This is a genomic window from Streptomyces sp. NPDC029139 (genome assembly GCF_055564335.1).
Genome location: NZ_JBVHWN010000005.1, coordinates 204,416 through 225,348 on the forward strand (window position 1 = coordinate 204,416; position 20,933 = coordinate 225,348).

General features: G+C 72.3%; 18 protein-coding genes. 4 read left to right on the forward strand and 14 right to left on the reverse strand.

The genetic code is table 11. The features are described 5' to 3' along the window. Positions 1–173: 173 nt before the first annotated feature. From ACZ4VW_RS14880 to ACZ4VW_RS14895, 4 genes are all read right to left on the reverse strand, one after another. Positions 174–1,037 carry an AfsR/SARP family transcriptional regulator gene (locus tag ACZ4VW_RS14880; protein WP_467962179.1) on the reverse strand — a complete coding sequence of 288 codons (864 nt, stop codon included), beginning with the start codon at positions 1,035–1,037 and terminating at the stop codon, positions 174–176. 333 nt (positions 1,038–1,370) lie between these two features. Continuing rightward, complete coding sequence (locus ACZ4VW_RS14885) at positions 1,371–2,021, reverse strand: ScbR family autoregulator-binding transcription factor (RefSeq protein WP_467962181.1); 651 nt, start codon at positions 2,019–2,021, stop codon at positions 1,371–1,373. Between the two features lie 158 nt (positions 2,022–2,179). Continuing rightward, the gene (locus tag ACZ4VW_RS14890; protein ID WP_467962183.1) at positions 2,180–2,950 is read right to left on the reverse strand and encodes a glucose 1-dehydrogenase; all 771 of its coding nucleotides are present in this window, start codon (positions 2,948–2,950) and stop codon (positions 2,180–2,182) included. A 57-nt stretch (positions 2,951–3,007) separates the two neighbouring features. Beyond that, positions 3,008–3,700 carry an HAD family hydrolase gene (locus ACZ4VW_RS14895; RefSeq protein ID WP_467962185.1) on the reverse strand — a complete coding sequence of 231 codons (693 nt, stop codon included), beginning with the start codon at positions 3,698–3,700 and terminating at the stop codon, positions 3,008–3,010. A gap of 362 nt (positions 3,701–4,062) precedes the next feature. Here ACZ4VW_RS14895 and ACZ4VW_RS14900 point away from each other — a divergent pair, with 362 nt between their 5' ends. Beyond that, positions 4,063–5,025, forward strand: a complete 963-nt coding sequence (locus tag ACZ4VW_RS14900) for a ScbA/BarX family gamma-butyrolactone biosynthesis protein (RefSeq protein WP_467962187.1) — start codon at positions 4,063–4,065, stop codon at positions 5,023–5,025. A gap of 201 nt (positions 5,026–5,226) precedes the next feature. Here ACZ4VW_RS14900 and ACZ4VW_RS14905 read toward each other — a convergent pair whose 3' ends face one another. Together ACZ4VW_RS14905 and ACZ4VW_RS14910 are read right to left on the reverse strand one after the other, a co-directional pair. Continuing rightward, complete coding sequence (locus ACZ4VW_RS14905; RefSeq protein WP_467962189.1) at positions 5,227–5,694, reverse strand: anthrone oxygenase family protein; 468 nt, start codon at positions 5,692–5,694, stop codon at positions 5,227–5,229. A 47-nt stretch (positions 5,695–5,741) separates the two neighbouring features. Further along, a complete protein-coding gene (locus ACZ4VW_RS14910; protein ID WP_467962191.1) occupies positions 5,742–7,310 on the reverse strand; it encodes a vWA domain-containing protein in 1,569 nt (522 codons plus the stop codon). 216 nt (positions 7,311–7,526) lie between these two features. Here ACZ4VW_RS14910 and ACZ4VW_RS14915 point away from each other — a divergent pair, with 216 nt between their 5' ends. Next, positions 7,527–8,237, forward strand: coding sequence for a helix-turn-helix transcriptional regulator (locus tag ACZ4VW_RS14915; protein WP_467962193.1), 711 nt, complete (start codon positions 7,527–7,529; stop codon positions 8,235–8,237). 14 nt (positions 8,238–8,251) lie between these two features. On the opposite strand, the gene ACZ4VW_RS14920 is transcribed toward ACZ4VW_RS14915, so the two are convergent. Then, a complete protein-coding gene (locus ACZ4VW_RS14920) occupies positions 8,252–9,118 on the reverse strand; it encodes an ABC transporter permease (protein ID WP_467962195.1) in 867 nt (288 codons plus the stop codon). Then, on the reverse strand, positions 9,115–11,751 hold the full coding sequence (locus tag ACZ4VW_RS14925; RefSeq protein WP_467962197.1) for an alpha/beta fold hydrolase: 2,637 nt from the start codon (positions 11,749–11,751) through the stop codon (positions 9,115–9,117). Before ACZ4VW_RS14925 ends, ACZ4VW_RS14920 begins: the two co-directional genes overlap by 4 nt. 201 nt (positions 11,752–11,952) lie before the next feature. On the opposite strand from ACZ4VW_RS14925, the gene ACZ4VW_RS14930 reads away from it, so the two are divergent. Further along, positions 11,953–12,390, forward strand: coding sequence for a GNAT family N-acetyltransferase (locus ACZ4VW_RS14930; protein WP_467962199.1), 438 nt, complete (start codon positions 11,953–11,955; stop codon positions 12,388–12,390). A 114-nt stretch (positions 12,391–12,504) separates the two neighbouring features. Next, entirely contained in the window at positions 12,505–13,683 is a 1,179-nt protein-coding gene (locus ACZ4VW_RS14935) for a S8 family peptidase (RefSeq protein WP_467962201.1), read from the forward strand. Here the strand turns inward: ACZ4VW_RS14935 and ACZ4VW_RS14940 are convergent. From ACZ4VW_RS14940 to iolC, 6 genes are all read right to left on the reverse strand, one after another. Next, a complete protein-coding gene (locus tag ACZ4VW_RS14940; RefSeq protein WP_467962203.1) occupies positions 13,680–14,276 on the reverse strand; it encodes a DUF4291 domain-containing protein in 597 nt (198 codons plus the stop codon). The genes ACZ4VW_RS14935 and ACZ4VW_RS14940 overlap by 4 nt on opposite strands. Positions 14,277–14,329: 53 nt before the next feature. Then, positions 14,330–15,841, reverse strand: a complete 1,512-nt coding sequence (gene mmsA / locus ACZ4VW_RS14945) for a CoA-acylating methylmalonate-semialdehyde dehydrogenase (RefSeq protein ID WP_467962205.1) — start codon at positions 15,839–15,841, stop codon at positions 14,330–14,332. Between the two features lie 14 nt (positions 15,842–15,855). After that, a complete protein-coding gene (iolD, locus tag ACZ4VW_RS14950; RefSeq protein ID WP_467962525.1) occupies positions 15,856–17,718 on the reverse strand; it encodes a 3D-(3,5/4)-trihydroxycyclohexane-1,2-dione acylhydrolase (decyclizing) in 1,863 nt (620 codons plus the stop codon). Further along, positions 17,709–18,515, reverse strand: coding sequence for a 5-deoxy-glucuronate isomerase (iolB, locus tag ACZ4VW_RS14955; protein WP_467962207.1), 807 nt, complete (start codon positions 18,513–18,515; stop codon positions 17,709–17,711). Before iolB ends, iolD begins: the two co-directional genes overlap by 10 nt. Continuing rightward, on the reverse strand, positions 18,512–19,456 hold the full coding sequence (locus ACZ4VW_RS14960) for a Cgl0159 family (beta/alpha)8-fold protein (protein WP_467962209.1): 945 nt from the start codon (positions 19,454–19,456) through the stop codon (positions 18,512–18,514). Before ACZ4VW_RS14960 ends, iolB begins: the two co-directional genes overlap by 4 nt. 380 nt (positions 19,457–19,836) lie before the next feature. Continuing rightward, complete coding sequence (iolC, locus tag ACZ4VW_RS14965; protein WP_467962211.1) at positions 19,837–20,832, reverse strand: 5-dehydro-2-deoxygluconokinase; 996 nt, start codon at positions 20,830–20,832, stop codon at positions 19,837–19,839. Positions 20,833–20,933 lie beyond the last annotated feature (101 nt).

Sequence of the window (20,933 nt, forward strand, 5' to 3'; positions counted from 1 at the left end):
TGTGTTTGGGCAGGGTGGGGGTGGTGTGGGGGGGGGGGGGGGTGGGGGGGGGGGGGGTGGTGGGTGGGGGGGGGGGGGGGGGGGGGGGGGGGGGGGGGGGGGGGGTTTCTTTCCCCCCCCCCCCCCCTCCTCTTCGTTCTCCCTGCCCGGCGTGCCTGCCGCCGCGCTGCCCCTCAACCGAGCGATCCGGCGGGTACGAGTCGGGGCAGCGTGGACGTCTGGCGGCCGAACGCCGGCCGGGCCACGTCCCGTACGGTCAGGATCGAGCGCTGGAGCCTGCGCAGCCGCGCGGAGGGCTCCATGCCCTTCTCCTTCTTGAGGCCGTTGCGGAGCCGCTGGTAGACCTCCAGGGCCTCGTCCTGCCGACCGCAGCGCAGCAGGGCGACCATGAACTGGCCGTGCAGCGGCTCGTTGGTGCGGTACTGGGCGACGAGTTCGGAGAGGTCGGAGATCATCTCGAAGTGCCGGCCGAGCCTCAGCTGGGCCTCGACCCACTGGTCGAGGGCGCTCAGCCGGGAGGCTTCCAGGCGCTCGATCTCCATGCGCAGGTGCGGACCGGCCGCGACCCCCGCGTACGGTTCCCCGCGCCACAGGGCGAGGGCGTCGGAGAGCCGGCGTGCCGCGCGCTGCAGATCACCGGCTTCCATGGCCCGGTAGCCCGCGCCCGCGGCGCGCTCGAACTGCCAGGCGTCGTTGGAGCCGCCGCCGGTGTCGAGCCGGTAGCCGCCGGGGAGCGAGACGAGGACGGCCTCGGCGGTGTGGCGCTCCAGCCAGGCGGACCCGGGTGCCGTCGGGGCGGTCGTGCGCAGGGCCGTGGTGATGAGCGCCCGCAGATCGACGATGTGGGACTGGAGTTCGACCCTGGCGCCGCGTGGCGGCCCGGACGGCCACAGCTCCTCCATGAGGACGGTCACCGGCACGACCTGATCCGCGTTGGCGGCGAGCAGCGCCAGCAGTTGGCGCGGCGCGGCGGCGGTCGGAGTGATCGACACCCCGTTCTCCCGCACCGACAGTCCCCCCAGGATCCGGACGTCCACTTTGCCCCCTCAGTCTCGGTGAACGGCTTGGCCCTGGACGATTAGAAAAGAGACCCGCAGGCATGTCAATAAGAAACCGTGGGGTATGGAAATTACCACTCCGCGATCGCGGCATTTTGTCCCATTGAAGGCGATTCGCCGACATCAAGAATCCGCAAAGTGCGCAGCGAAGCGCACCCACGGGTCCAGGATCTGGACTCACGGGTACGCTTTCGAAGGTCTCCGGCAGGCGACGGCGAGATGGCCGCCTCATGTCGGCCTCAAAAACCGGCAGACCGGTATGGTTTTGGAGTCGGCCAGGCGCCGCCAGGAAGCCGGGGGGAGCGACGCCCGTCAGCCGGCGGCCGCCTCCGCGGCTCTCAGGGCGCGGGCGCCCCGGCCGGGCTCCATGTCGAGCATCGCCAGCACGGCGGGCACGGCGATGCTGGGCAGCACATGGCGGTAGAGCGCCGAGGCCCACCGGTCCATGTCCGTCCGGTTGCTGCCGAGGGCCTGTGTCATGAGGTTCAGCCCGGCGTAGGCGCCCACCACGAGCGGCGCCACCTCCTCCGGGTCGGCGTGCGGCAGCAGCTCGCCGCGCTCCTTGGCCTCTTCGAGCACCCGCAGGTTGAGATCGGTCCACTCCCGGTACGGTCCGCTGCGGTTGAGCTCGTGGCCGCCCTGGTCGAGGGTGAGCCGGACGCTGCCGCGCAGCAGTCCGTCATGGGTCAGCCGGTGCGCGAACACCATGCCGATGTCGACGAACTCCTGCATCTTGGAGACCTGCGGCATGGGCATCGGCGCGGCCGAGACCTGCGCGTCGATGACCGCGTGCGCCAGGTCTTCCTTGGAGTCGAAGTGGAAGTAGAGCGCGCCCTTGGTCACCTGGGCCAGCTGGAGGATGTCGGTGAGTTTCGCGGCCTCGTAACCACGCTCGTCGAAGACGGTGGCAGCCGCTTCCAAGATCGCCTGGCGCGTCCGAATCGCGCGATCCTGCTTCGCCATTGGGGGTCACGTCCCTCTCATAGCCCGGTGCCCCACAGGGCGCTCGCGCTCGCTCCGTGCCTGCGCGCACTTCACGGTCGAAAACAGCAAGTATGGCCAGATACGTGCAGAGGACACAAGGCATCGCACGCAGGCCGTTCGGCAGTACGGCACCCGGCTCACACCATCGTGAAGCCGCCGTCCACCGGCATGATCGCACCGGTGACGAACGACGATCGGTCGCTGCACAGCCAGGCCGCCGCCTCGGCGATCTCCTCGGGCTCGGCGGTCCGCGGCTGCGGAGTGGAGGCGTGCAGCGCCTCCTCGGTCCCGGGCACGGCGGCGAACCACTCGGTGACCACTTCGGTACGGGTCGTCCCCGGCGCCACCGAGTTGACCCGGATTCCCTGGGCCGCGTACTCGGCGGCGGCGGCCCTGGTCAGCCCGACCACGGCGTGCTTGGCGGCGACATAGGGCGCCGCGACCGGGGTGGCGAGCAGTCCGCCGACGCTGCTGGTGTTCACGATCGCGCCGCCGCCGGTGGTCAGCATGGCGGCGATCTCGTCCCGCAGGCAGTTCCAGACCCCGCGCAGATTGACGTCCAGGATCCGGTCGTAGAGCTCGTCGTCCATCTCGTGCAGGGGCTCGCGGGCGGCGCCCCAGCCGGCGTTGTTGAAGGCCACGTCGAGCCGTCCGTACGTCTCGACCGCGTGCGCCACGGCGGCCCGGGTGTCCGCACGGCGGGTCATGTCCGCCACCACGTACTCGGCCTCGGCGCCCTGTTCGCGCAGCTCGGCCACCAGGACCTTGAGCCGCTCCTCGCGGCGGGCGGCCAGCACCACGCGGGCACCCTCCCGGGCGAAGACCCGGGCGGCGGCCGCCCCGATTCCGCTGCTCGCTCCGGTGATCAGGGCGACCTTGCGGGGCAGCAGGCGGTGGTCGGCAGTCATGGAACGGTCGTCTCCCTCGGCAGTCGGATGTGTGACACCTGGTACGCCACCACGGCCTCAGCGGTTCCAGACCGTACCGGCGGCGGCCTCGTCGTCGAGGGCCCGCAGCAGGGACTCGTCGATCTCGTCGAGCGACCCCACCACATGCCGCACCCCCGCCCGGCGCATCAGCTCGCCCTGGAACCCGTGCGCGAAGTCGCCGGGGTGTCCGATGAAGGGCACGCCGAGCTCCTTGGCGGCCTCCCCGACGCGGGCGACGTCGTCGATGAACAGGATCTGGTCCGGCCGGAGCCCGAGGTCACGCGTCAGCTCACGGACGCCGGGGCGGAAGTCGTTGGTGCACACGTAGCCGGGGGCGTCGAAGAGGTGCGCCTGCTCCCGCAGGTGCAGCTCGAAGTGGGACGCGTCGAGTCCGCCGTAGCAGACCGTCCTCAGCCCCAGGCCGCGCAGCCGCAGCAGCAGTTCCACGGCGCCGTCGAGCAGTCGCAGCGGATGCTCGGTCAGGTAGGCGGCGCGCTCCTCGAAGTAGGCCGCCAGCACGTCCTCGGGGCTCCAGGACAGTCCGGCCGCGGCACCGAGAGCCTTGGCCGCGGTGAGCTGGGTCTGGGAGAAGATCTCCCGTTCCACCTCGGCGTCGTAGTGGCCGCCCCGGCTGGTGATGAACCGGTGGATGACCGGGCTGAACGTGTCGTTCAGCAGGACCCCGTCGATGTTGACGGCGGCGAAGGCTATCTGGCGCAGGTGTTCCACGGAGTCTCCAAGGGACAGCCGATCGGTGAGCCGGGCATATCGGATCGAATCGCTCAATCGTGACGCGATCACCCGAACCGGCGTCTCGGATGCCCGAGAAACAAACCTGGCGGTACAGATTTCCGGCAGCTGGAAGATACCCGAAGCCACCCCACTCGTGAACCCTAGGGTCTCATGAGTCGGACATCTGCCGTTCTGACAGGCGTCGTTCGGTGCGGGCAGACTCCAGGGCCGCCTTCCTCGCCGCCCGACCGACCTGACAGAACCTCCTCGGGGACCTTGCGAAACCGACCGATGAGTTCGTAACTTCCGCGGAGCTGGTTGCCCGAATCTCCTTGGTAGGCCCCTAGTAGAGGGATCTCATGCTGCACACGCCCGCTCCGACCGACATCGCGGACACCAAGGCCCTCGGCGGGCTCACCACGACGGCCCCCCGTGAGTACGTGCACCGGGCCGCGCTCGCCGAAGTCTTCCTGACCGCCGATTGGTCCCGTACGGACGAGGCCCACTTCACGCTCCGGGCCCAGTGGCCGCGCGGACACTCGTTCTTCGGCCCGGTCGGCGGTTCGCACTACGACCCGATGCTGGCCGCCGAAACGATCCGTCAGGTGGGTGCGCTGCTCGCCCACGCGGGCTTCGACGTCCCGCTGGGCCACCAGTTCCTGATGTGGGAGCTCAACTACCGCGTGCGGCCCGCCCTGCTGGCCGTCGGCGGGGCACCCGCCGACCTGCGCCTCGACGTCACCTGCACCGACATCCGCCGCCGCGGCGGCCGACTGGCCGGCCTGAGCTACGAGGTCGTGATCACCGAGAACGGCCGGGCGCTCGCCACCGGCAACGCCCGCTACACCTGCACCAGCCCCGAGGTCTACCGCCGGCTGCGCGCCGACCGCCTCGCCGAGGCCGCGGCCGCGACCGCCCAGGAGCGGCTCACCGCCCCCGTGGAGCCGGCGTCCGTCGGCCGGCACAGCGCGTTCGACGTCGTGCTCGGCCCGACCGGGCGCGCCGACCGCTGGCAGCTGCGCGTCGACACCCGCCACCCCGTGCTCTTCGACCACCCCGGTGACCACATACCCGGCATGGTCCTGCTGGAGGCGGCCCGTCAGGCCGTGCACACCCTCTCGCCCGGGGGCCGGCCGGTGCTGCCGGTGGCGATGGACTCCACCTTCCACCAGTACGCCGAGTTCGGGAGCCCCTGCTGGATCGAGACGGAACCGGCCGTGGACTACCCGGGGAGCCCGGAGCGGCTGATCCGGGTGACCGGCCGGCAGGACGACGAGATCCTGTTCTCCGCGATCACGACGGTCGCGGAACTGATCCTGTAGCCCCGCCCGGACCGGTCGAGGCAGGATCGGCTCAGCGCCGGCCGGTGCAGGGCTGGGCTGGTCGGTTCAGGGACGGCCGGTGCGCGGACGGCCGGTTCGAGAACAACCGGTTCGAGATCGACCGGTTCGAGGTCGACCGGTTCGAGGTCGACCGGTGCGGGGACGGCCGGTGCGGCGCCGGGGAGTTCAGGGGCGCGCCGGTCAATTCAGGGTCGCGGCGATCAACAGTCCGAACGCGGCGGTGATCAGCGCCGTACGGACCGCGTGGAAGCCGTTCCAGCGCCGCTCGAAGGCCGCCCTGACGGCGGACGGCGCCTCCTCCGTCCGCTCCGATGCGGCCAGCGCGTTGTTCAGCGGGACGTTGCCGCCCATCGTGACCAGGTGATTGAGCACGGCGCACACCAGACCGGCCAGGACCAGCCACTTCTGGGTGTCGGACCGGCCGTCGGCCGGCACGAGGAACGCGGCGAGCGGGAAGGCCGCGACCCCCAGGAAGACGATCAGGAACACCGGCCTGGGCACGTACTCGTTGATCCGCCGCATGGCACCGACGAACTCCGCGTCCCCGAGCCGGGCCAGGGCGGGCATGATCCCGGTCAAGAAGATCAGCATGAACCCGGCGTAGAGGCCGGTGGAACCGACGGCGAGGGCGAGCAGCAGGGTGGCCATGGGGCCCATCATGACGGGATCCACGGCCACCCCGCAGCGGTTGTGGATCAGCCGGCGTACGGATCGCCCGATTCCGCGCCGCCGGCCCGGGGCAGCAGCTTGTCCGCCTGCCGGATCGCCTCGGTCAGCTCCCGGACGACCTTCGAACCCGAGCGCTCCGCGATCGCCCCGGAGCGCTCCGCGAGCTCCGGGAGGCCGGGCGCGCCCGGCAGGTCACCGCCCCGCAGCCGGTCGGCGAAGTAGGCGGTGACGGCCGTCAGTTGCAGGCTGTCGTGGCCCGGGCCCCAGAGCGAGGAGGTCAGGGCTTCCGTACCGACGCGGCCGGTGTTCTCGTGCGGGGCGCGGCTCTTGGGGTCGAGCCAGCGCACCGTGGCGGTGGCCAGCTGCCCGGTGCGTCCGGGCCGGGTCTTCACCGCGTAGAGCGCGGTGACGGTGTGCCCCGCCCCCACCTCGCCGCCGTCGACCCGGTCGTCGCGGAAGTCCTCGTCGGCGACCTCCCGGTTCTCGTAGCCGATCAGCCGGAACTTCTCGACGGTCCTGGGGTCGAAGGCGACCTGCGCCTTGGCGTCGCGGGCGCGCAGCTCGATGTGGGTGGGAAGCTGCTCGACGAAGACCTTGCGGGCCTGCTCGGTGGTGGAGACGTACGTGGTGTGCCCGTCGCCCTTGTCGGCGAGCTGCTCCATGAACGCGTCGCCGTAGTCGCTTCCGACGCCGACGCCGAAGAGGGTGATGCCGTACTTCCTGCGCTCCGCGTCGATCCGGTCGAGAATCGACCGGGCGTCGGTGTCACCGGTGTTGGCGAGGGCGTCGGAGAGCAGGACGACCCGGTTCGTGGCTCCCTTCCGGCGTCCCTCGACGGCGACGTCGTAGCCGGTGCGCACGCCGGCCTCGACGTTGGTGGAGGAGGTCGTCGCGAGCTCGTCGACGATGCGGTGGATCCGCTCGCGCTGCCCCTTGATCTTCGTCATGGGAAGCCTGGTCTCGGCCTCGTCGCTGAAGGTGACCAGGGCGACGGAGTCGTCGTCGCGCAGCGCGTCGGTGAGGAGGCCGAGGGACTCCTTGACCAGGTCGAGCCGGCCGGTCTCGGCCATCGAACCGGAGATGTCGACGACGAAGGTGAGGGCGGCCGGCGGACGTTCGCCCGTGCGCTCCGCGGCGGCGGTGGCGAGCCCGACCCGGACGAGCGACCAGCCGTCGTCCCCGGTCCGCGCCCCGTCGATCGTCACGCTGAACCCGTCGCCCTCGGGCCGCGGGTAGTCCGGCCGGAAGCTGTTGACGAACTCCTCGGGCCGTACGGAGGTCGGGTCGGGCAGCCGGCCCTCGGCCAGGGTGCGGCGGGCGTAGCCGTACGAGGCGGTGTCCACGTCCAGGGCGAAGGTGGAGAGCCAGTCGGCCGCGGGCGGCCGGGACCGCTGCTCACCCTCGTCGGCACCGTCCTGGCGGTTGCCGTCCTGGCGGGTGCCGTCCTGGCGGGCGTCGGGGACGGCCGGCGCGCGGTCACCCCTGCCGCGGTTATCCGATGCCCGGTCGACGCCGCCCCCGGCCCCGCATCCGGTCAGGACCAGCCCGGCGGCCAGGATGCCGGCGGCGATCCGGGCCCTGTGTCCACGCTTCATGTCATCTCCCCCTCGATGTCGTACTCGTGTGAATGTGACGTTCTGGAAGGCCGAAAGGAGCAGACGAAGAAGTTGCGGAAGCGTCTCGATGCGGCAACGGCGGCCGGGGCCGACACGCGTGGCATGGACTCGCCATCCTTCTCAACAGGGGTTGTCACCGTGTGCAGTCGCATGCGTACATGGAGTGGCACACCGATCGGGCGGGGGTGGTCAGCGGTGGCAGAGACTGCGGGCTCCGTGATGCTCGCGCGATCGGCGATGAACCGGGCCGCGCCCGAGGCGCAGCGGCCCCCGGGCCGCCCCGTCCGCGGGATGCGGCGGATCAGCGCGGTGCTGGCCGGACTGGCCGCATCCACGCGGCACGAGTTGCTGACGTTCGACGACCCGGCCGCCTCGGTCGGCCGTGCGATCCCCGAGCCGTTCCTGGAGTTGGCAGGAGCGTGCATGCGGGCCGCGACGGAGCGGGCGCCGGAGGTCAGACGGATCGTGCCGCGTCATGCCCTGGCCCAGGTGGCCGACGCCGTCCGGGGCCCGGGGCGGGCCCGCCTCACGGACTCGATCCCCTTCAAGATGATCGTCGTCGACCGTACGGTGGCGGCGATCCCGCTCGATCTGGAGCTGCTGTACAACGGGCTGCTGCTGATCCACGATCCGGTCGTCGTGCACGCCCTGGTCCGCGCCCACCACATCAGTTGGGACGCGGGCGAGGAGCTGGCGAGTGCCACCGCCCCACCGCGCGAGCTCTCTCCCCAGCTCCGCCCGGTCCTCGAAGCGCTCCTCTCCGGGCTGACGGACGAGACGGCCGCCGCCCGCCTGGGCATGTCCAGCCGGACCTACAGCCGCCGGGTCGGTGAGCTGATGCACGCCCTGGGCACGACGAGCCGCTTCCGCGCGGGCGCGGAAGCGGCTCGAAGGGGATGGCTGTGAAGCCGGCCCGGACGTTACGACACGATGTCCTTGCGGGCGAAGCCCCGGAAGGCGAGGGCGAAGAGGATCAGCGCGTACGTCACCGAGACCGCCGCTCCCTTGGCCATCCCGCCCCACTCCAGCTGCGGCTGGAGCGCGTCCGCCCAGGCGAACTGCCAGTGCGCGGGCAGGAAGTCACGCCAGGAGCCCAGCGCCGTGACCGCGTCCAGGACGTTGCCGATGATGGTCAGGCCGACCGCCCCGCCGACGGCGCCCAGCGGGGCGTCGGTCCGGGTGGAGAGCCAGAACGCCAGTCCGGCGGTGACGAGTTGGGAGACGAAGATGAAGGCGACGGCGAGGGCCAGCCGGGGCACGGTGTCGGCGGCGGGCAGGGCACCGCCCGTGGGGAGCTGCAAGGGCCCCCAGCCGTAGGCGACCGTGCCCGCGGCGAGCGCCACCAGGGGCAGCAGCACCATCGCCGCCGCGCTGAAGCCGAGCGCCACGGCCAGCTTGGACCAGAGCAGCCGGGCCCGGGGGACGGGCGCGGCCAGCAGATAGCGCAGCGAGGACCAGCTCGCCTCCGAGGCCACGGTGTCCCCGCAGAACAGGGCCACCGGGACCACGAGGAGGAATCCGGCGGAGACGAAGAGACAGGTCGCGGCGAAGTTCGCCGCCGACGCGGTCGCCGTGTCCATCAGCGTGATCCGGCCGCTCTCGTTGCCGTCGGGAGACCCGCCGATCGCGAAGGCGATGATCAGGATGAACGGCAGGGCGGCGAGCACCGCTCCCATGACCAGGGTGCGGCGCCGCTTGAGCTGTCGTACGGCCTCGACGCGCAGGGGCAGGGTGTGCCGCGCCCGGTAGCCGGGTGCGGTCTCCACCAGTTCCGCGGTCGCGCTCATGCGGATCCTCCTCCGATCAGGGTCAGGAACGCGTCCTCCAGGCGCCGGTGCGGACCCACACCGGTCAGGGGCACGTCCAGGCGCACGAGTTCACCGATCAGCGCGGTCGCGTCGGTCCCGTCGAGGCGGACGAGCAGCCCGCCCTCGGTCCGTACGACCGGGCCGACCCCGGGCAGCGCGCCGATCTTGTCCACCAGCGGGTCCGAGACGGCGTCCCCGAGCGTCACGAGCAGGGCGTCCCCGGCGCCGGTGATCTCGCCGACGGGCCCGGCCTGCACGAGCCGGCCGCGGTCCATGACCACGAGGTGGGTGCAGGACTGCTCGACCTCCGAGAGGAGGTGGCTGGAGACGATGACGGTCCGGCCCTCGGCCGCGTACCGGATCATCACGTACCGCATCTCTCGGATCTGTGGCGGGTCGAGTCCGTTGGTCGGTTCGTCGAGGATCAGCAGGTCCGGCAGCCCGAGCATGGCCTGGGCGATGGCGAGCCGCTGCCTCATGCCCTGCGAGTACGTCCGTACGGCGCGGGCCAGGGCATCACCGAGGCCGGCGATCTCCAGGGCCTCCTCGATGTGCGCGTCCTCGGCGGGGCGGCCGGTGGCCTTCCAGTACAGCTCCAGGTTGTCCCGCCCGGACAGATGGGGCAGGAAGCCCGCGCCCTCCACGAAGGCGCCGACCCGGGAAAGGACCGGGGCGCCCGGCCGGACGGCCTGGCCGAAGACCCGGATCTCCCCGTCGTCGGGAGTGATCAGACCCATGAGCATCCGCAGGGTGGTGGTCTTTCCCGCGCCGTTGGGCCCGAGCAGACCGAGGACCTGTCCCTGTTCGACCCGGAAGGACAGGTCCCGTACGGCATATCGGTCGGAGGACTTGGCGTACTTCTTCGTCAGCCCGGTGATCTGCAGCGGTACGGCGGCGAGTGCCGGGTCCGGGGCGGGGGCCGCGGTCCGGCGCCGGGCGGTGAGGAGCAGCGCGGCGGCGATCAGCACTCCGGCGAGCGGCAGGCCCCAGACCCACCAGGGCGTCGCGGCCGCCTGGGTGGTCACGGCGGGCGCGGTGGGGACCGTCAGCGGGCTCTCCACGGCGACGGTGTAGGTGGCCGGTGCGGGCGGGGAGGCGTACCCGAGGTCGGTGGCGGAGAGCACGAGCCTCAGCCGGTGACCGGCCTCCACCTCGTGGTCGACGGCGGGCAGGGCCAGCTCGACGCTCCTGCCCTTCCGCGCGTCCTCGACGCGTACGGGGGCGACGAGCTGGGCGGGCAGCACCTGCTGTCGTCCGTCGGGGCCGACGTCGTAGACCTTGGCGAAGAGGACGGCCGAGCCGTCCGGGCTGTCGGAGGTGACCTTGACGCGGACGGTCGGGGATCCGGTGACCCGTACGGGCTCGGCCTGGGGCTTGGCCTCGAAGCGGGCGAACTGGCCGGGGAAGTCGAGGGAGAGGCCGACGCCGAGGGAGGAGAGCCGGGAGAGCCCGCCGCCGACGCCGGGGACGGCGGAGATGGCGGGCGGGCTCGCTCCGGCGGGGTTGGCGAAGGTCTGCGGGGCCCCGCCGAGGTCCATGGTCATGTCGCCCGCGGAGAGCCCCGGGTAACGGTCGGAACTCGCGCCGCGCAGCTGTGCCTGCCCGTCGGTGGAGTCGACTCCCCCGGCGCGGCTCACGCGGAACGCGGGCCCGGTGTCGACGCCCGTGTCCTGCTTGAGGTGACGGTCGAACCAGTCGCTGATGCGGGCCTCGACGCGCTCGGTCTCGCGGTTGCCGCCGTCGTGGCCGCCCGCGATCCAGTCCACGGCGACGGGCGCGCCGTTGGCCCCGATCGCCTTCGCCATCGCGTCGGCGTGGGCGAGCGGGAAGAGGGAGTCGGTCTGTCCCTGGACGATCAGCGCCGGGACCTTGATCCGTTCGCCGACGGCGGAGGGGCTGCGGGCTTCGAGGAGCGCGCGGGCTTCGGCGTCGGGCTGCCCGGAGACGGCGACGCGCTGGTAGAGGGAGCAGAGTTCCGGGGTGAAGCGGCCGCAGGGGCCGGTCGCCCCGGGCTGGTTGCCGGCGGAGAAGAAGAGGCCGGCCCAGAGCTTCTTGAAGACGCCGTTCGGGAAGAGGGCGTCGGCGAGGTTCCAGTAGGTGATCTGCGGGGCGATGGCGTCGACCCTCGTGTCGTACCCGGCCGCGAGCAGCGAGGCCGCGCCGCCGTAGGAGACGCCGGTGACGCCGACGCGCGGGTCGCCGTCCTTGTCGAGCCGGACCTCGGGGCGCTGGGCGAGCCAGTCGATGAGCCGCTGGACGTCCTTGACCTCGTGGTCGGGGTCGTTGAGTCCGATCTGTCCGGTGGAGGCGCCGAATCCGCGGGCCGACCAGGTCAGGACGGCGTAGCCGTCGCGGGCGAGCCGCTCGGCCTGGGCGCGGACGTCGTTCTTGGAGCCGCCGAAGCCGTGGCCGAGCAGGACGGCGGGCCGTCGGCCGTCGCTTCCGGCGGTGTAGTAGGAGGTGTCGATCCGCGCCCCGGGCATGTCGAGCACCTGGTCCGCGCGGTGGACGGGCGGCGGTTCGTCCGTGGCGACGGCGGTCCAGGTGCCGGCGCCCGCGAGCACGGCGAGGGCGGCGGTGACCGCGGCCCACCGGGGAAGTCGGAGCTGCATGTCCCCGAGCCTAGGCGGCCGACCTGTGCGGCACGGCTGCCCGGGGGCGGAAATCGCGGGCCTCCTGGAGTCGTACGGTCTACGGTCGCGTACACCAGGCGCGGTATGCGCGGGGCTCCGGACGAGCGGGTGAGCGGGTGAGCGGGTGAGCGGGTGAGCGAGCCGGTCCGGGCGAGCCGAGCTTCGAAGCGAGGGAGATCCATGGAGATCCGGCGGGCGACGACGGTGGCCGAGCTGATGGCCGCGGGGCATCTCTACGACAACCCGCCGCGGGCCGTCTGGGCGGAGCGGTTCCTGGCCGCTCCGGGGCATCTCATGCTGATCGCGTACGCGGAGGACGGGACGGAGGCCGGGTTCCCGGCGGGTCTGGTGTCCGGGATCGAGATGCTCCATCCCGACAAGGGGGCGGAGATGTGTCTGTACGAGCTGTCGGTGGACGAGGGGTACCGGCGGCGGGGTGTCGGGCGGGCGCTGACGGAGGCGTTGGTGGCGGAGGCGCGGGAGCGCGGCTGCTACGACGTGTGGGTCGGCGTGGACACGGACAACGAGCCGGCGCTCGCGACGTACCGGGCCGCGGGGGCGGGGGCGGACGGTGTGTTCGCCATGCTGACGTGGGAGTTCGGCGTGAAGGACCGGTGAGGGGACCCGACGCCCTCTTGTACGACCCATGCCGACACGAGACTCTGTGGCGCACCAACCCGCCCTTACTTGCCGGTAACTCCCGGACAACGAAAGGTTCAGGTGCCCCACCACATGACCCGAATATCCCGCCGCGCCGTCGCGCTCGTCCCCGTCCTCGCGCTCGCCGCCGGACTGCAGGTCGCCGTCTCCCCCACCGCCCAGGGCGCCCCCGTCGGAGACCTCCGCCTCGTGCCGGACTCCCTCGCCGTCGAGAACAGCTGGATCGTCGTCCTCAAGGACGGCTCGACCCGCGCCGCCGATCTCGGAGTGACGCCGCAGCACGAGTACCGCTCGGTTCTCAAGGGCTTCTCCTCCACGATGTCCCGGGCGAAGGCGTCGGCGCTGGCCGCCGACCCGCGGGTGGCGTACGTCGAGCAGAACGCGACCGTACGGATGGCCGAGACGCAGCCCGGCGCCACGTGGGGCCTCGACCGGGTGGACCAGCGGAATCTGCCGCTGTCGACCACGTACACGTACGCCACGACCGCGTCGAACGTCACGGCGTACATCATCGACACCGGTATCCGCACCTCGCACAGCGAGTTCGGCGGCCGGGCGACGGTCGGGACCGACACCGTCGGCGACGGCCAGAACGGCCAGGACTGCCAGGGCCACGGCACGCATGTGGCGGGCACCGTCGGCGGCGCGAAGTACGGTGTCGCCAAGGGCGCGAAGCTGGTCGGGGTTCGGGTCCTGAACTGCAGCGGCTCCGGTACGACCGCCGGGGTCATCGCCGGCGTGGACTGGGTGACGGCCAACGCCGTCAAGCCGGCCGTCGCCAACATGAGCCTGGGCGGCGGGGCGAACACCTCGCTGGACGACGCGGTGAAGCGTTCGATCGCCTCGGGTGTCACGTACGCGGTCGCCGCGGGCAACGGCAACATCCTCGGCTGGCCGGCGAGGGCCTGCAACTACTCGCCGGCCCGCGTCCCCGAGGCGATCACGGTCGGCGCCACGGACTCCGCCGACAAGCGGGCGTCCTTCTCCAACTACGGCACGTGCGTGGACCTCTTCGCCCCGGGCGTGTCCATCACCTCGGCGTGGAAGGACAACGACACCGCGACGAACACCATCTCGGGCACCTCGATGGCGACCCCGCACACCGCGGGCGTGGCCGCCCTCTACCTGTCGGCGAACCCGACGGCGACCCCGGCCCAGGTGAGCACGGCACTCGTGAACAACGCCACCCCGGGCAAGGTCCAGGACCCGCGCACGGGCTCCCCGAACAAGCTGCTCCACTCGCTCTTCTAGGCCACCAGGTGCCCGAGGAGTTCCGTGCCCGCCGGGTACGGCCGCTCCTCGGGCACCAGCCCGTGCGCCTCCTCGATGCGCCCGTGCCGGACGAGGGCGTGGATCTGGTGAGCGAGCGGCGTGACGTCGCGGACGGAGACGGTCCACTCGTCCGCGTAACGCCGGGACGCCTCCCCGGCGAGTCCGAGCTGAAGCGAGCGGTGCGGCAGCGCGCCGAGCCGTAGGTCCCGCTCGGGATCCCACTGCACGCGGGCCGGCGCCTGCCGCAACTCCCGTTTCCACGCCGTCTGATCGGCGTGGAAGCCGCGCACGTAGTGCGAGAGGCAGGCGTTTCGCAGCGCCCATTCGAACCCCTCGCGGCTGATCTCGACCGCGAGGACGGTCTGCTGCCCCTCCTTCAGGCCCCAGCCGCAGCGGTACATCATCCACAGGAACGAGGGCTTGATCCACGTCATCCGGTCGCGCTTCCACGCGGGCGGGAAGCGCCCGTCGCGGGCGGCGGGAAGCCCGATGGACGGGTCGTACGCCTGGTAGACGGTCACCGTCGACTCGGTGTGCAGGGCGCGGATCTGGTGCTTCGGTGGGACGGACATGGCCCCAGGGTGCGCCGTCGCGCGCCCGGGGGCCAGTGGATTTGTGCCGTGGGTCAGTGGTTGCGCGGGAAGCCCAGATCCACGCCCGCCGGGGTCTCGGAGGGGTCGGGCCAGCGGGTGGTGACGACCTTGCCGCGGGTGTAGAAGTGGATGCCGTCGTTGCCGTAGACGTGGTGGTCGCCGAAGAGCGAGTCCTTCCAGCCACCGAAGGAGTGGTAGCCCACCGGCACCGGGATCGGCACGTTCACGCCGACCATGCCCGCCTGGACCTCCAGCTGGAAGCGGCGGGCCGCGCCGCCGTCGCGGGTGAAGATCGCGGTGCCGTTGCCGAACGGCGAGTCGTTGATGAGGGCGACGCCCTCCTCGTAGGTCTCCGTGCGCAGCACGCAGAGCACCGGGCCGAAGATCTCGTCCTGGTACGCCTTCGCCGTGGTCGGCACGTGGTCCAGGAGCGACAGACCGATCCAGTGGCCGTTCTCGTACCCCTCGACCGTGTAGCCGGTGCCGTCGAGGACGACCTCGCAGCCCTCGTCTGCCGCGCCCTTCACGTACGAGGCGACCTTGTCGCGGTGGACGGCCGTGATGAGCGGGCCCATCTCGGAGGCCGGGTCGTTGCCGGGGCCGATCTTGATCTTCTCGGCACGCTCGCGGATCTTCTCCACCAGCTCGTCCGCGATGGAGCCCACCGCGACGACCGCCGAGATCGCCATGCAGCGCTCGCCGGCCGAGCCGTACGCCGCCGAGACCGCCGCGTCCGCCGCCGCGTCCAGGTCCGCGTCGGGCAGCACGAGCATGTGGTTCTTGGCGCCGCCGAGCGCCTGGACGCGCTTGCCGTTGGCGGAGGCCGTGGTGTGGATGTGGCGGGCGATCGGCGTGGAGCCGACGAAGGAGATCGCCGAGACGTCCGGGTGCTCGAGCAGCCGGTCGACGGCCACCTTGTCGCCGTGCACGACGTTGAAGACCCCGTCCGGCAGACCCGCCTCGGCGAGCAGCTCGGCGATCTTCAGGGAGGCGGAGGGGTCCTTCTCGCTCGGCTTGAGGATGAAGGTGTTGCCGCACGCGAGGGCGAGCGGGAACATCCACATCGGCACCATGGCCGGGAAGTTGAACGGCGTGATGCCGGCCACGACGCCCACCGGCTGGCGGATCGCGGCCACGTCCACCCGGTTCGACACCTGGGTCGACAGCTCGCCCTTGAGCTGCGTGGTGATGCCGCAGGCCAGGTCGACGATCTCCAGACCGCGGGCGACCTCGCCCAGCGCGTCCGAGTGGACCTTGCCGTGCTCGGCGGTGATCAGCTCGGCGATCGCGTCGCGGTTGGCGTCGAGCAGCGCGCGGAACTTGAACATGATCGTGGTGCGCTGGGCGAGCGACGCCGTCCCCCACGTTTCGAACGCGGTCTTCGCCGCGGCGACGGCCGCGTCGACCTCCTCGACCGAGGCCAGGGCCACCCGCGTGGTCACGGCACCGGTGGCCGGGTCGGTGACCGGGCCCCAGTTGCCCGACGTGCCCTCGACGGTCTTGCCACCGATCCAGTGGTGGACAGTCTTCTCGGTGTTCGTCATGCCGAAATACTCCTTCAGAGATGGCGGCGTCGGGCGGTGACGTGCCGGTCGTACTCCTCCCGGGCCTTGACCGCCGACGAGCGGGTCGAAGTCTCGGCCACAGGCACATCCCACCACGCCTGCGCGGGGGGCGGGCCCGACACTGTGTCTGCCGTTTCGGTCTCGGCATAGACACATGTGGGGACGGTCGCCGTCCGCGCGGCGGAGAGGGCTTCTCGCAGGTCACGTACGGTGCGGGCGATCAGCACCCGCATGCCGAGGGAGGCCGCGTTGGCGGCGAGGTCGACGGGGAGCGGCGCACCGGTGAAGCTGCCGTCCGGGGCCCGGAAGCGGTAGGCGGTGCCGTACCGCTCGGCGCCCACGGACTCGGAGAGGCCGCCGATGGAGGCGTACCCGTGGTTCTGCAGGATGACCACCTTCAGGGGCAGTCCCTCCTGCACGGCCGTGACGATCTCGGTGGGATTCATCAGATACGTACCGTCTCCGACGAGCGCCCAGACCGGGCGCCCGGGTGCCGCGAGCGCGACCCCGATCGCCGCCGGGATCTCGTATCCCATGCAGGAGTAGCCGTATTCGACGTGGTACTGGTCGGAGGAGCGGGCCCGCCAGAGCTTGTGGAGGTCGCCGGGGAGGGAGCCGGCCGCGTTGATCAGGATGTCGCTGTCGTCGACCAGAGTGTCGAGGAGCCCGAGGACCTGCGTCTGCGTGGGCCGGGCGTCCTCGTCCGGTGCGGCGAAGGCGGCGTCGGTCCGCCGCTGCCAGTCCTCCGTGGAGAACAGCCAGGAGAGGTTGTTCGTGCGGTAGCCGTCGAGCGCCTCGGCCAGCGCGGTCAGGCCCTCGCGGGCGTCGGCGACGAGCGGAAGCGCGCCCATCTTGTGGGCGTCGAACCCGGCGATGTTGAGGTTGACGAACCGGGCGCCCGCCGGGAAGAGGGTGCCGGACGCCGTGGTGAAGTCGGTGTAGCGGGTGCCGACGCCGATGACCAGATCGCTGGTCGCGGCGAGCGCGTCGGCGGTGGCGGTGCCGGTGTGGCCGATGCCCCCGACGTCGCAGGGATGGTCGTACGGCAGGGCGCCCTTGCCGGCCTGGGTGGAGGCGACGGGGATGTGGGCCGACTCGGCGAACGCACGCAGGGCGGCCTCGGCGCCGCTGTACTTCACACCGCCTCCCGCGACGATCAGGGGGCGGGTGGAGGCTCTGATCGCCCGTACGGCCTCGTCCAGTTCGGCCGTGTCGGGCCTGGGCCTGCGCACCCGCCAGACCCGCTCGCGGAAGAACTCCTCCGGCCAGTCGTACGCCTGCGCCTGCACGTCCTGGGGCAGGGCGAGGGTGACCGCGCCGGTCTCGACGGGGTCGGTGAGGACCCGTGCGGCGGAGAGCGCGGCGGGGATCAGCGCCTCGGGGCGGGTGATCCGGTCGAAGTACCGCGAGACGGGCCGCAGGCAGTCGTTGACGGACACGTCGCCCGCGTACGGCACTTCGAGCTGCTGGAGCACGGGGTCGGCGGGCCGGGTCGCGAAGGTGTCCCCGGGCAGGAGGAGCACGGGGAGGTGGTTGACGGTCGCCAGGGCGGCGCCGGTCACGAGGTTGGTGGCGCCGGGACCGATGGAGGTGGTGACGGCGTGTGCGGAAAGGCGGTTCGACTGGCGGGCGTAGCCGACCGCCGCGTGGACCATCGCCTGTTCGTTTCGCCCCTGGTGGTACGGCATCTCCTCGGCGTGTTCGACCAGGGCCTGGCCGATCCCGGCGACGTTCCCGTGCCCGAAGATGCCCCAGGTCGCGGCGATCAGCCGCCGGCGGACGCCGTCGCGTTCGGTGTACTGCGCGGCGAGGAACCTCACCAGCGCCTGGGCCACGGTCAGCCGCGTCACGTGTATCCCTCCGTGTGGTCGGGATGGAAGCAGATCTTCCACTCCCGTTCCGGTCCTGGTCCCGCCATCACGTTCAGGTAGTACATGGGGTGGGACGGCTGGGCGATGGACGGGCCGTGCCAGCCGTCGGGCACGAGGACGGCGTCGCCGCCGCGGACCTCGGCGAGCAGGTCGGCGCCACCGGGCCGGGAGGGGGAGATCCGCTGGTAGCCGACCCCGCCGTCGGCGATCTCGTAGTAGTAGATCTCCTCCAGCACCGACTCGGCGCCCGGGCGGTGGCGGTCGTGCTTGTGGGGCGGGTAGGAGGACCAGTTCCCGCCCGGAGTGATGACCTCGACGGCGATCAGCCGGTCCGCCTCGAAGACGTCGGCCGCGGCGAAGTTCCGCACCTCGCGGGCCTGGTCGCCGCTGCCGCGGGCCTCGACGGGTACCTCCGGCGCGGGGCCGTAGCGAGCGGGGAGTCGTCGCTCGCACTTCGCTCCTGCCAAAGCGAAGCGGCCTCCCGCACCGGAGGCGATCTGGACCCGGGCGTCGCGGGGCACGTACGCGAAGTCGGACACTCCGCCGAACACGCTTTCGCGGCCCAGGAGTTGAAGATCCCGCCCGTCGACGTGCACCGTACAGCCGCCGGTGAGCGGAAGCACGATCCACTCGCTGTCCCCGGTGTCCAGGAGGTGGATGTCTCCGGGGGCGAGTTCGAGGACGCGCAGGGCGGAGTACGTCCACCCGGCCCGTTCGGGGTCGATGTGGAGGGCGTACGGCCCTCGGGCCGCGGTCCCGGCGGGCAGATGGAGAGAGCTCATGGGAGGTGCGTACCCCTTCCTACCGTGTCCCGCAGCAGGCCCGCAGCGGTATCGACGGCTCCGGCCACATCCCCGTCGGGGGGATAGAGCAGCGAACGCCCGACGATCAGGCCGCGCACGGTGGGCAGGCGCAGCGCGCCGCGCCATTTCTCGTACGCGGTCTCCTGGGCGCCGGGGCCGGGGCCGGGGTCGCCACCGAGGAGGACGGCGGGGAGGGTGGTGGTCTCCATGACGCGGGCCATGTCGTCGGGGTGCTCGGTGACCGGGACCTTCAGCCAGGTGTAGGCGGAGGTGCCGCCGAGTCCGGAGGCGACGGCCAGGGAGGTGATGACGGCCTCGGCGGAGAGGTCGTGGTGCAGGCGGCCCTCGCGGTCGCGGTGACAGAGGAAGGGTTCGACGAAGACGGGCAGCCGCAGACCGGCCATCTCGTCGACGGCGCGGGCGGCGGAGTGGAGGGTGGAGAGGGAGCCGGGGTCGTCGGGGTCGATCCGCAGGAGCAGTTTGCCGGCGTCGAAGTTGAGCCGGGCGAGGTCCTGGGGGCGGTGGCCGGTGAACCGGTCGTCGAGTTCGAAGGACGCGCCGGCGAGCCCGCCGCGGTTCATGGAGCCGACGGCGAGCCGGTCGTCCAGGGCGCCGAGGAGGAGCAGGTCGTCGAGGATGTCGGCGGAGGCGAGGATGCCGTCGACCCCGGGGCGCGAGAGCGCGAGGCGGAGCCGGCCGAGCAGATCGCCCCGGTCGGCCATGGCGTACGGCCGGTCTCCGACGCCCAGCGCTCCACGGGCCGGATGGTCTGCCGCGACGATCAGCAGTCGGTCGCTCCCCCGCAACAGCGCCCGTGTCCGCCGCCGAGCGGCTGCCTCGGCGACGGCCTCGGGACGATGCGCCCGCAGGGCGGCGATCCGCTCGATGTCGACGGGCTCGAACCCCTTGGCGGCCGGCACTCCCGCGGGCCGCCGCAACCGCCTCGGCGGCGCGGGGTGCGCGGCGCGACGCAGCGGGTCGGGCGGCGGCGCGGAACGTTCCGGGGTGGGGGACGGCGGGCGGCTCTCGCGAACGGGTGGTGGACCGGGCGACTCCGCAGCGGGTGGTGGACCGGGCGGCCCCGGAGCGGGGCGTTCCGGAGCGGGCGGTGGACCGGGCGGCCCCGGAGCGGGGCGTTCCGGAGCGGGCGGTGGACCGGGCGGCTCCGGAGCAGCGGGGCGTTCCGGAGCGGGGGTTTCCTGTGTGGGCGGCTCCGGTGTGGGGAGCGGCGCCGTGGCTCTCGGGCCGCCTGCCCGGCGGTGGGCCGCGCGGGTGCGCCAGGTGTCGGCGGGGCGGGGGGTCATGGGGTGCGCTCCGGGATCGAGCCGGTGCCGGTCGCCAGCGCCCGCTCGATCTCGTCCGCGTACGGCATCGCCGGGGAACAGGCGAGGCGGCCGGCCACAATGGCGCCCGCCGCGTTGGCCCAGCGGATCGTACGGTCGAGGTCCCAGCCCGCCAGCAGCCCGTGGCACAGCGCTCCGCCGAACGCGTCGCCCGCGCCGAGGCCGTTGACGACCTCCACGGGCAGCGGAGGCGCCTCCGCGCTCTCGCCGTCGGCGGTCATCGCGAGGACGCCCTTGGGACCCTGTTTGACGACCGCGAGCCGGACGCCGGCGGCGAGCAGGGCGCGGGCGGCGGCGTACGGCTCGCGCTCACCGGTCGCGACCTCGCACTCGTCGAGGTTGCCGACGGCGACCGTCACCCGGCGCAGGGCCTCCCGGTACAGCGGCCCCGCCTCGTCCGGCGCGGGCCAGAGCGCCGGCCGCCAGTCCAGGTCGAGAACGGTCATGCCGTCCCCGCCCGGCCCGGCCCGCTCGCTTCGCTCCCACAGCGCGTCCAGGGTCGAGGTCCGGCTGGGCTCGACGCTCAGCCCCGTCCCGGTCACCCAGAAGGCCCGCGCGGACCGGATCGCCGCGAGGTCCAGCTCGTGCGGGTGGATCTCCAGATCGGGGGCCCTGGGCCGGCGGTAGAAGTGGATCGGGAAGTCGTCCGGCGGAAAGATCTCGCAGAAGGTGACCGGTGTGGGGTACTCCTCGACGGGCATCACCCAGCGGTCGTCGACGCCGAACCGGCGGAGCTCCTCGTGCAGATACGCGCCGAAGGGGTCCGCTCCGGTGCGGCTCACCAGCGCCGTCCGCCGTCCGAGCCGGGCCGCCGCCACCGCCACGTTGGCGGGCGAACCGCCCAGGTACTTCCCGAAGGTCTCCACCCGGGCGAGCGGGACACCGATCTGAAGGGGGTACAGGTCCACGCCGAGCCGCCCCATCGTGATCAGCTCGTACGGCTCCGGCTCCATACGCGTCACCTCTCGCCTCGGCACACCTCGGCCCCGCCCCCAGGTCTATCCGTCGGCGCCGAACCCTGTCAACGCTATGTCCTTACATTCGGACGAGCGTC

What these genes read in the sequence shown, in the direction of transcription:
- ACZ4VW_RS14920 (WP_467962195.1), bottom strand. Translation starts at nt 9,118, where the DNA reads ATGAGCGCGACCGCGGAACTGGTGGAGACCGCACCCGGCTACCGGGCG.
- mmsA (WP_467962205.1), bottom strand. Translation starts at nt 15,841, where the DNA reads ATGACGAACACCGAGAAGACTGTCCACCACTGGATCGGTGGCAAGACC.
- ACZ4VW_RS14885 (WP_467962181.1), bottom strand. Translation starts at nt 2,021, where the DNA reads ATGGCGAAGCAGGATCGCGCGATTCGGACGCGCCAGGCGATCTTGGAA.
- ACZ4VW_RS14910 (WP_467962191.1), bottom strand. Translation starts at nt 7,310, where the DNA reads ATGAAGCGTGGACACAGGGCCCGGATCGCCGCCGGCATCCTGGCCGCC.
- ACZ4VW_RS14900 (WP_467962187.1), top strand. Translation starts at nt 4,063, where the DNA reads ATGCTGCACACGCCCGCTCCGACCGACATCGCGGACACCAAGGCCCTC.
- ACZ4VW_RS14935 (WP_467962201.1), top strand. Translation starts at nt 12,505, where the DNA reads ATGACCCGAATATCCCGCCGCGCCGTCGCGCTCGTCCCCGTCCTCGCG.
- ACZ4VW_RS14890 (WP_467962183.1), bottom strand. Translation starts at nt 2,950, where the DNA reads ATGACTGCCGACCACCGCCTGCTGCCCCGCAAGGTCGCCCTGATCACC.
- ACZ4VW_RS14905 (WP_467962189.1), bottom strand. Translation starts at nt 5,694, where the DNA reads ATGGCCACCCTGCTGCTCGCCCTCGCCGTCGGTTCCACCGGCCTCTAC.
- ACZ4VW_RS14930 (WP_467962199.1), top strand. Translation starts at nt 11,953, where the DNA reads ATGGAGATCCGGCGGGCGACGACGGTGGCCGAGCTGATGGCCGCGGGG.
- iolC (WP_467962211.1), bottom strand. Translation starts at nt 20,832, where the DNA reads ATGGAGCCGGAGCCGTACGAGCTGATCACGATGGGGCGGCTCGGCGTG.
- ACZ4VW_RS14925 (WP_467962197.1), bottom strand. Translation starts at nt 11,751, where the DNA reads ATGCAGCTCCGACTTCCCCGGTGGGCCGCGGTCACCGCCGCCCTCGCC.
- iolB (WP_467962207.1), bottom strand. Translation starts at nt 18,515, where the DNA reads ATGAGCTCTCTCCATCTGCCCGCCGGGACCGCGGCCCGAGGGCCGTAC.
- ACZ4VW_RS14940 (WP_467962203.1), bottom strand. Translation starts at nt 14,276, where the DNA reads ATGTCCGTCCCACCGAAGCACCAGATCCGCGCCCTGCACACCGAGTCG.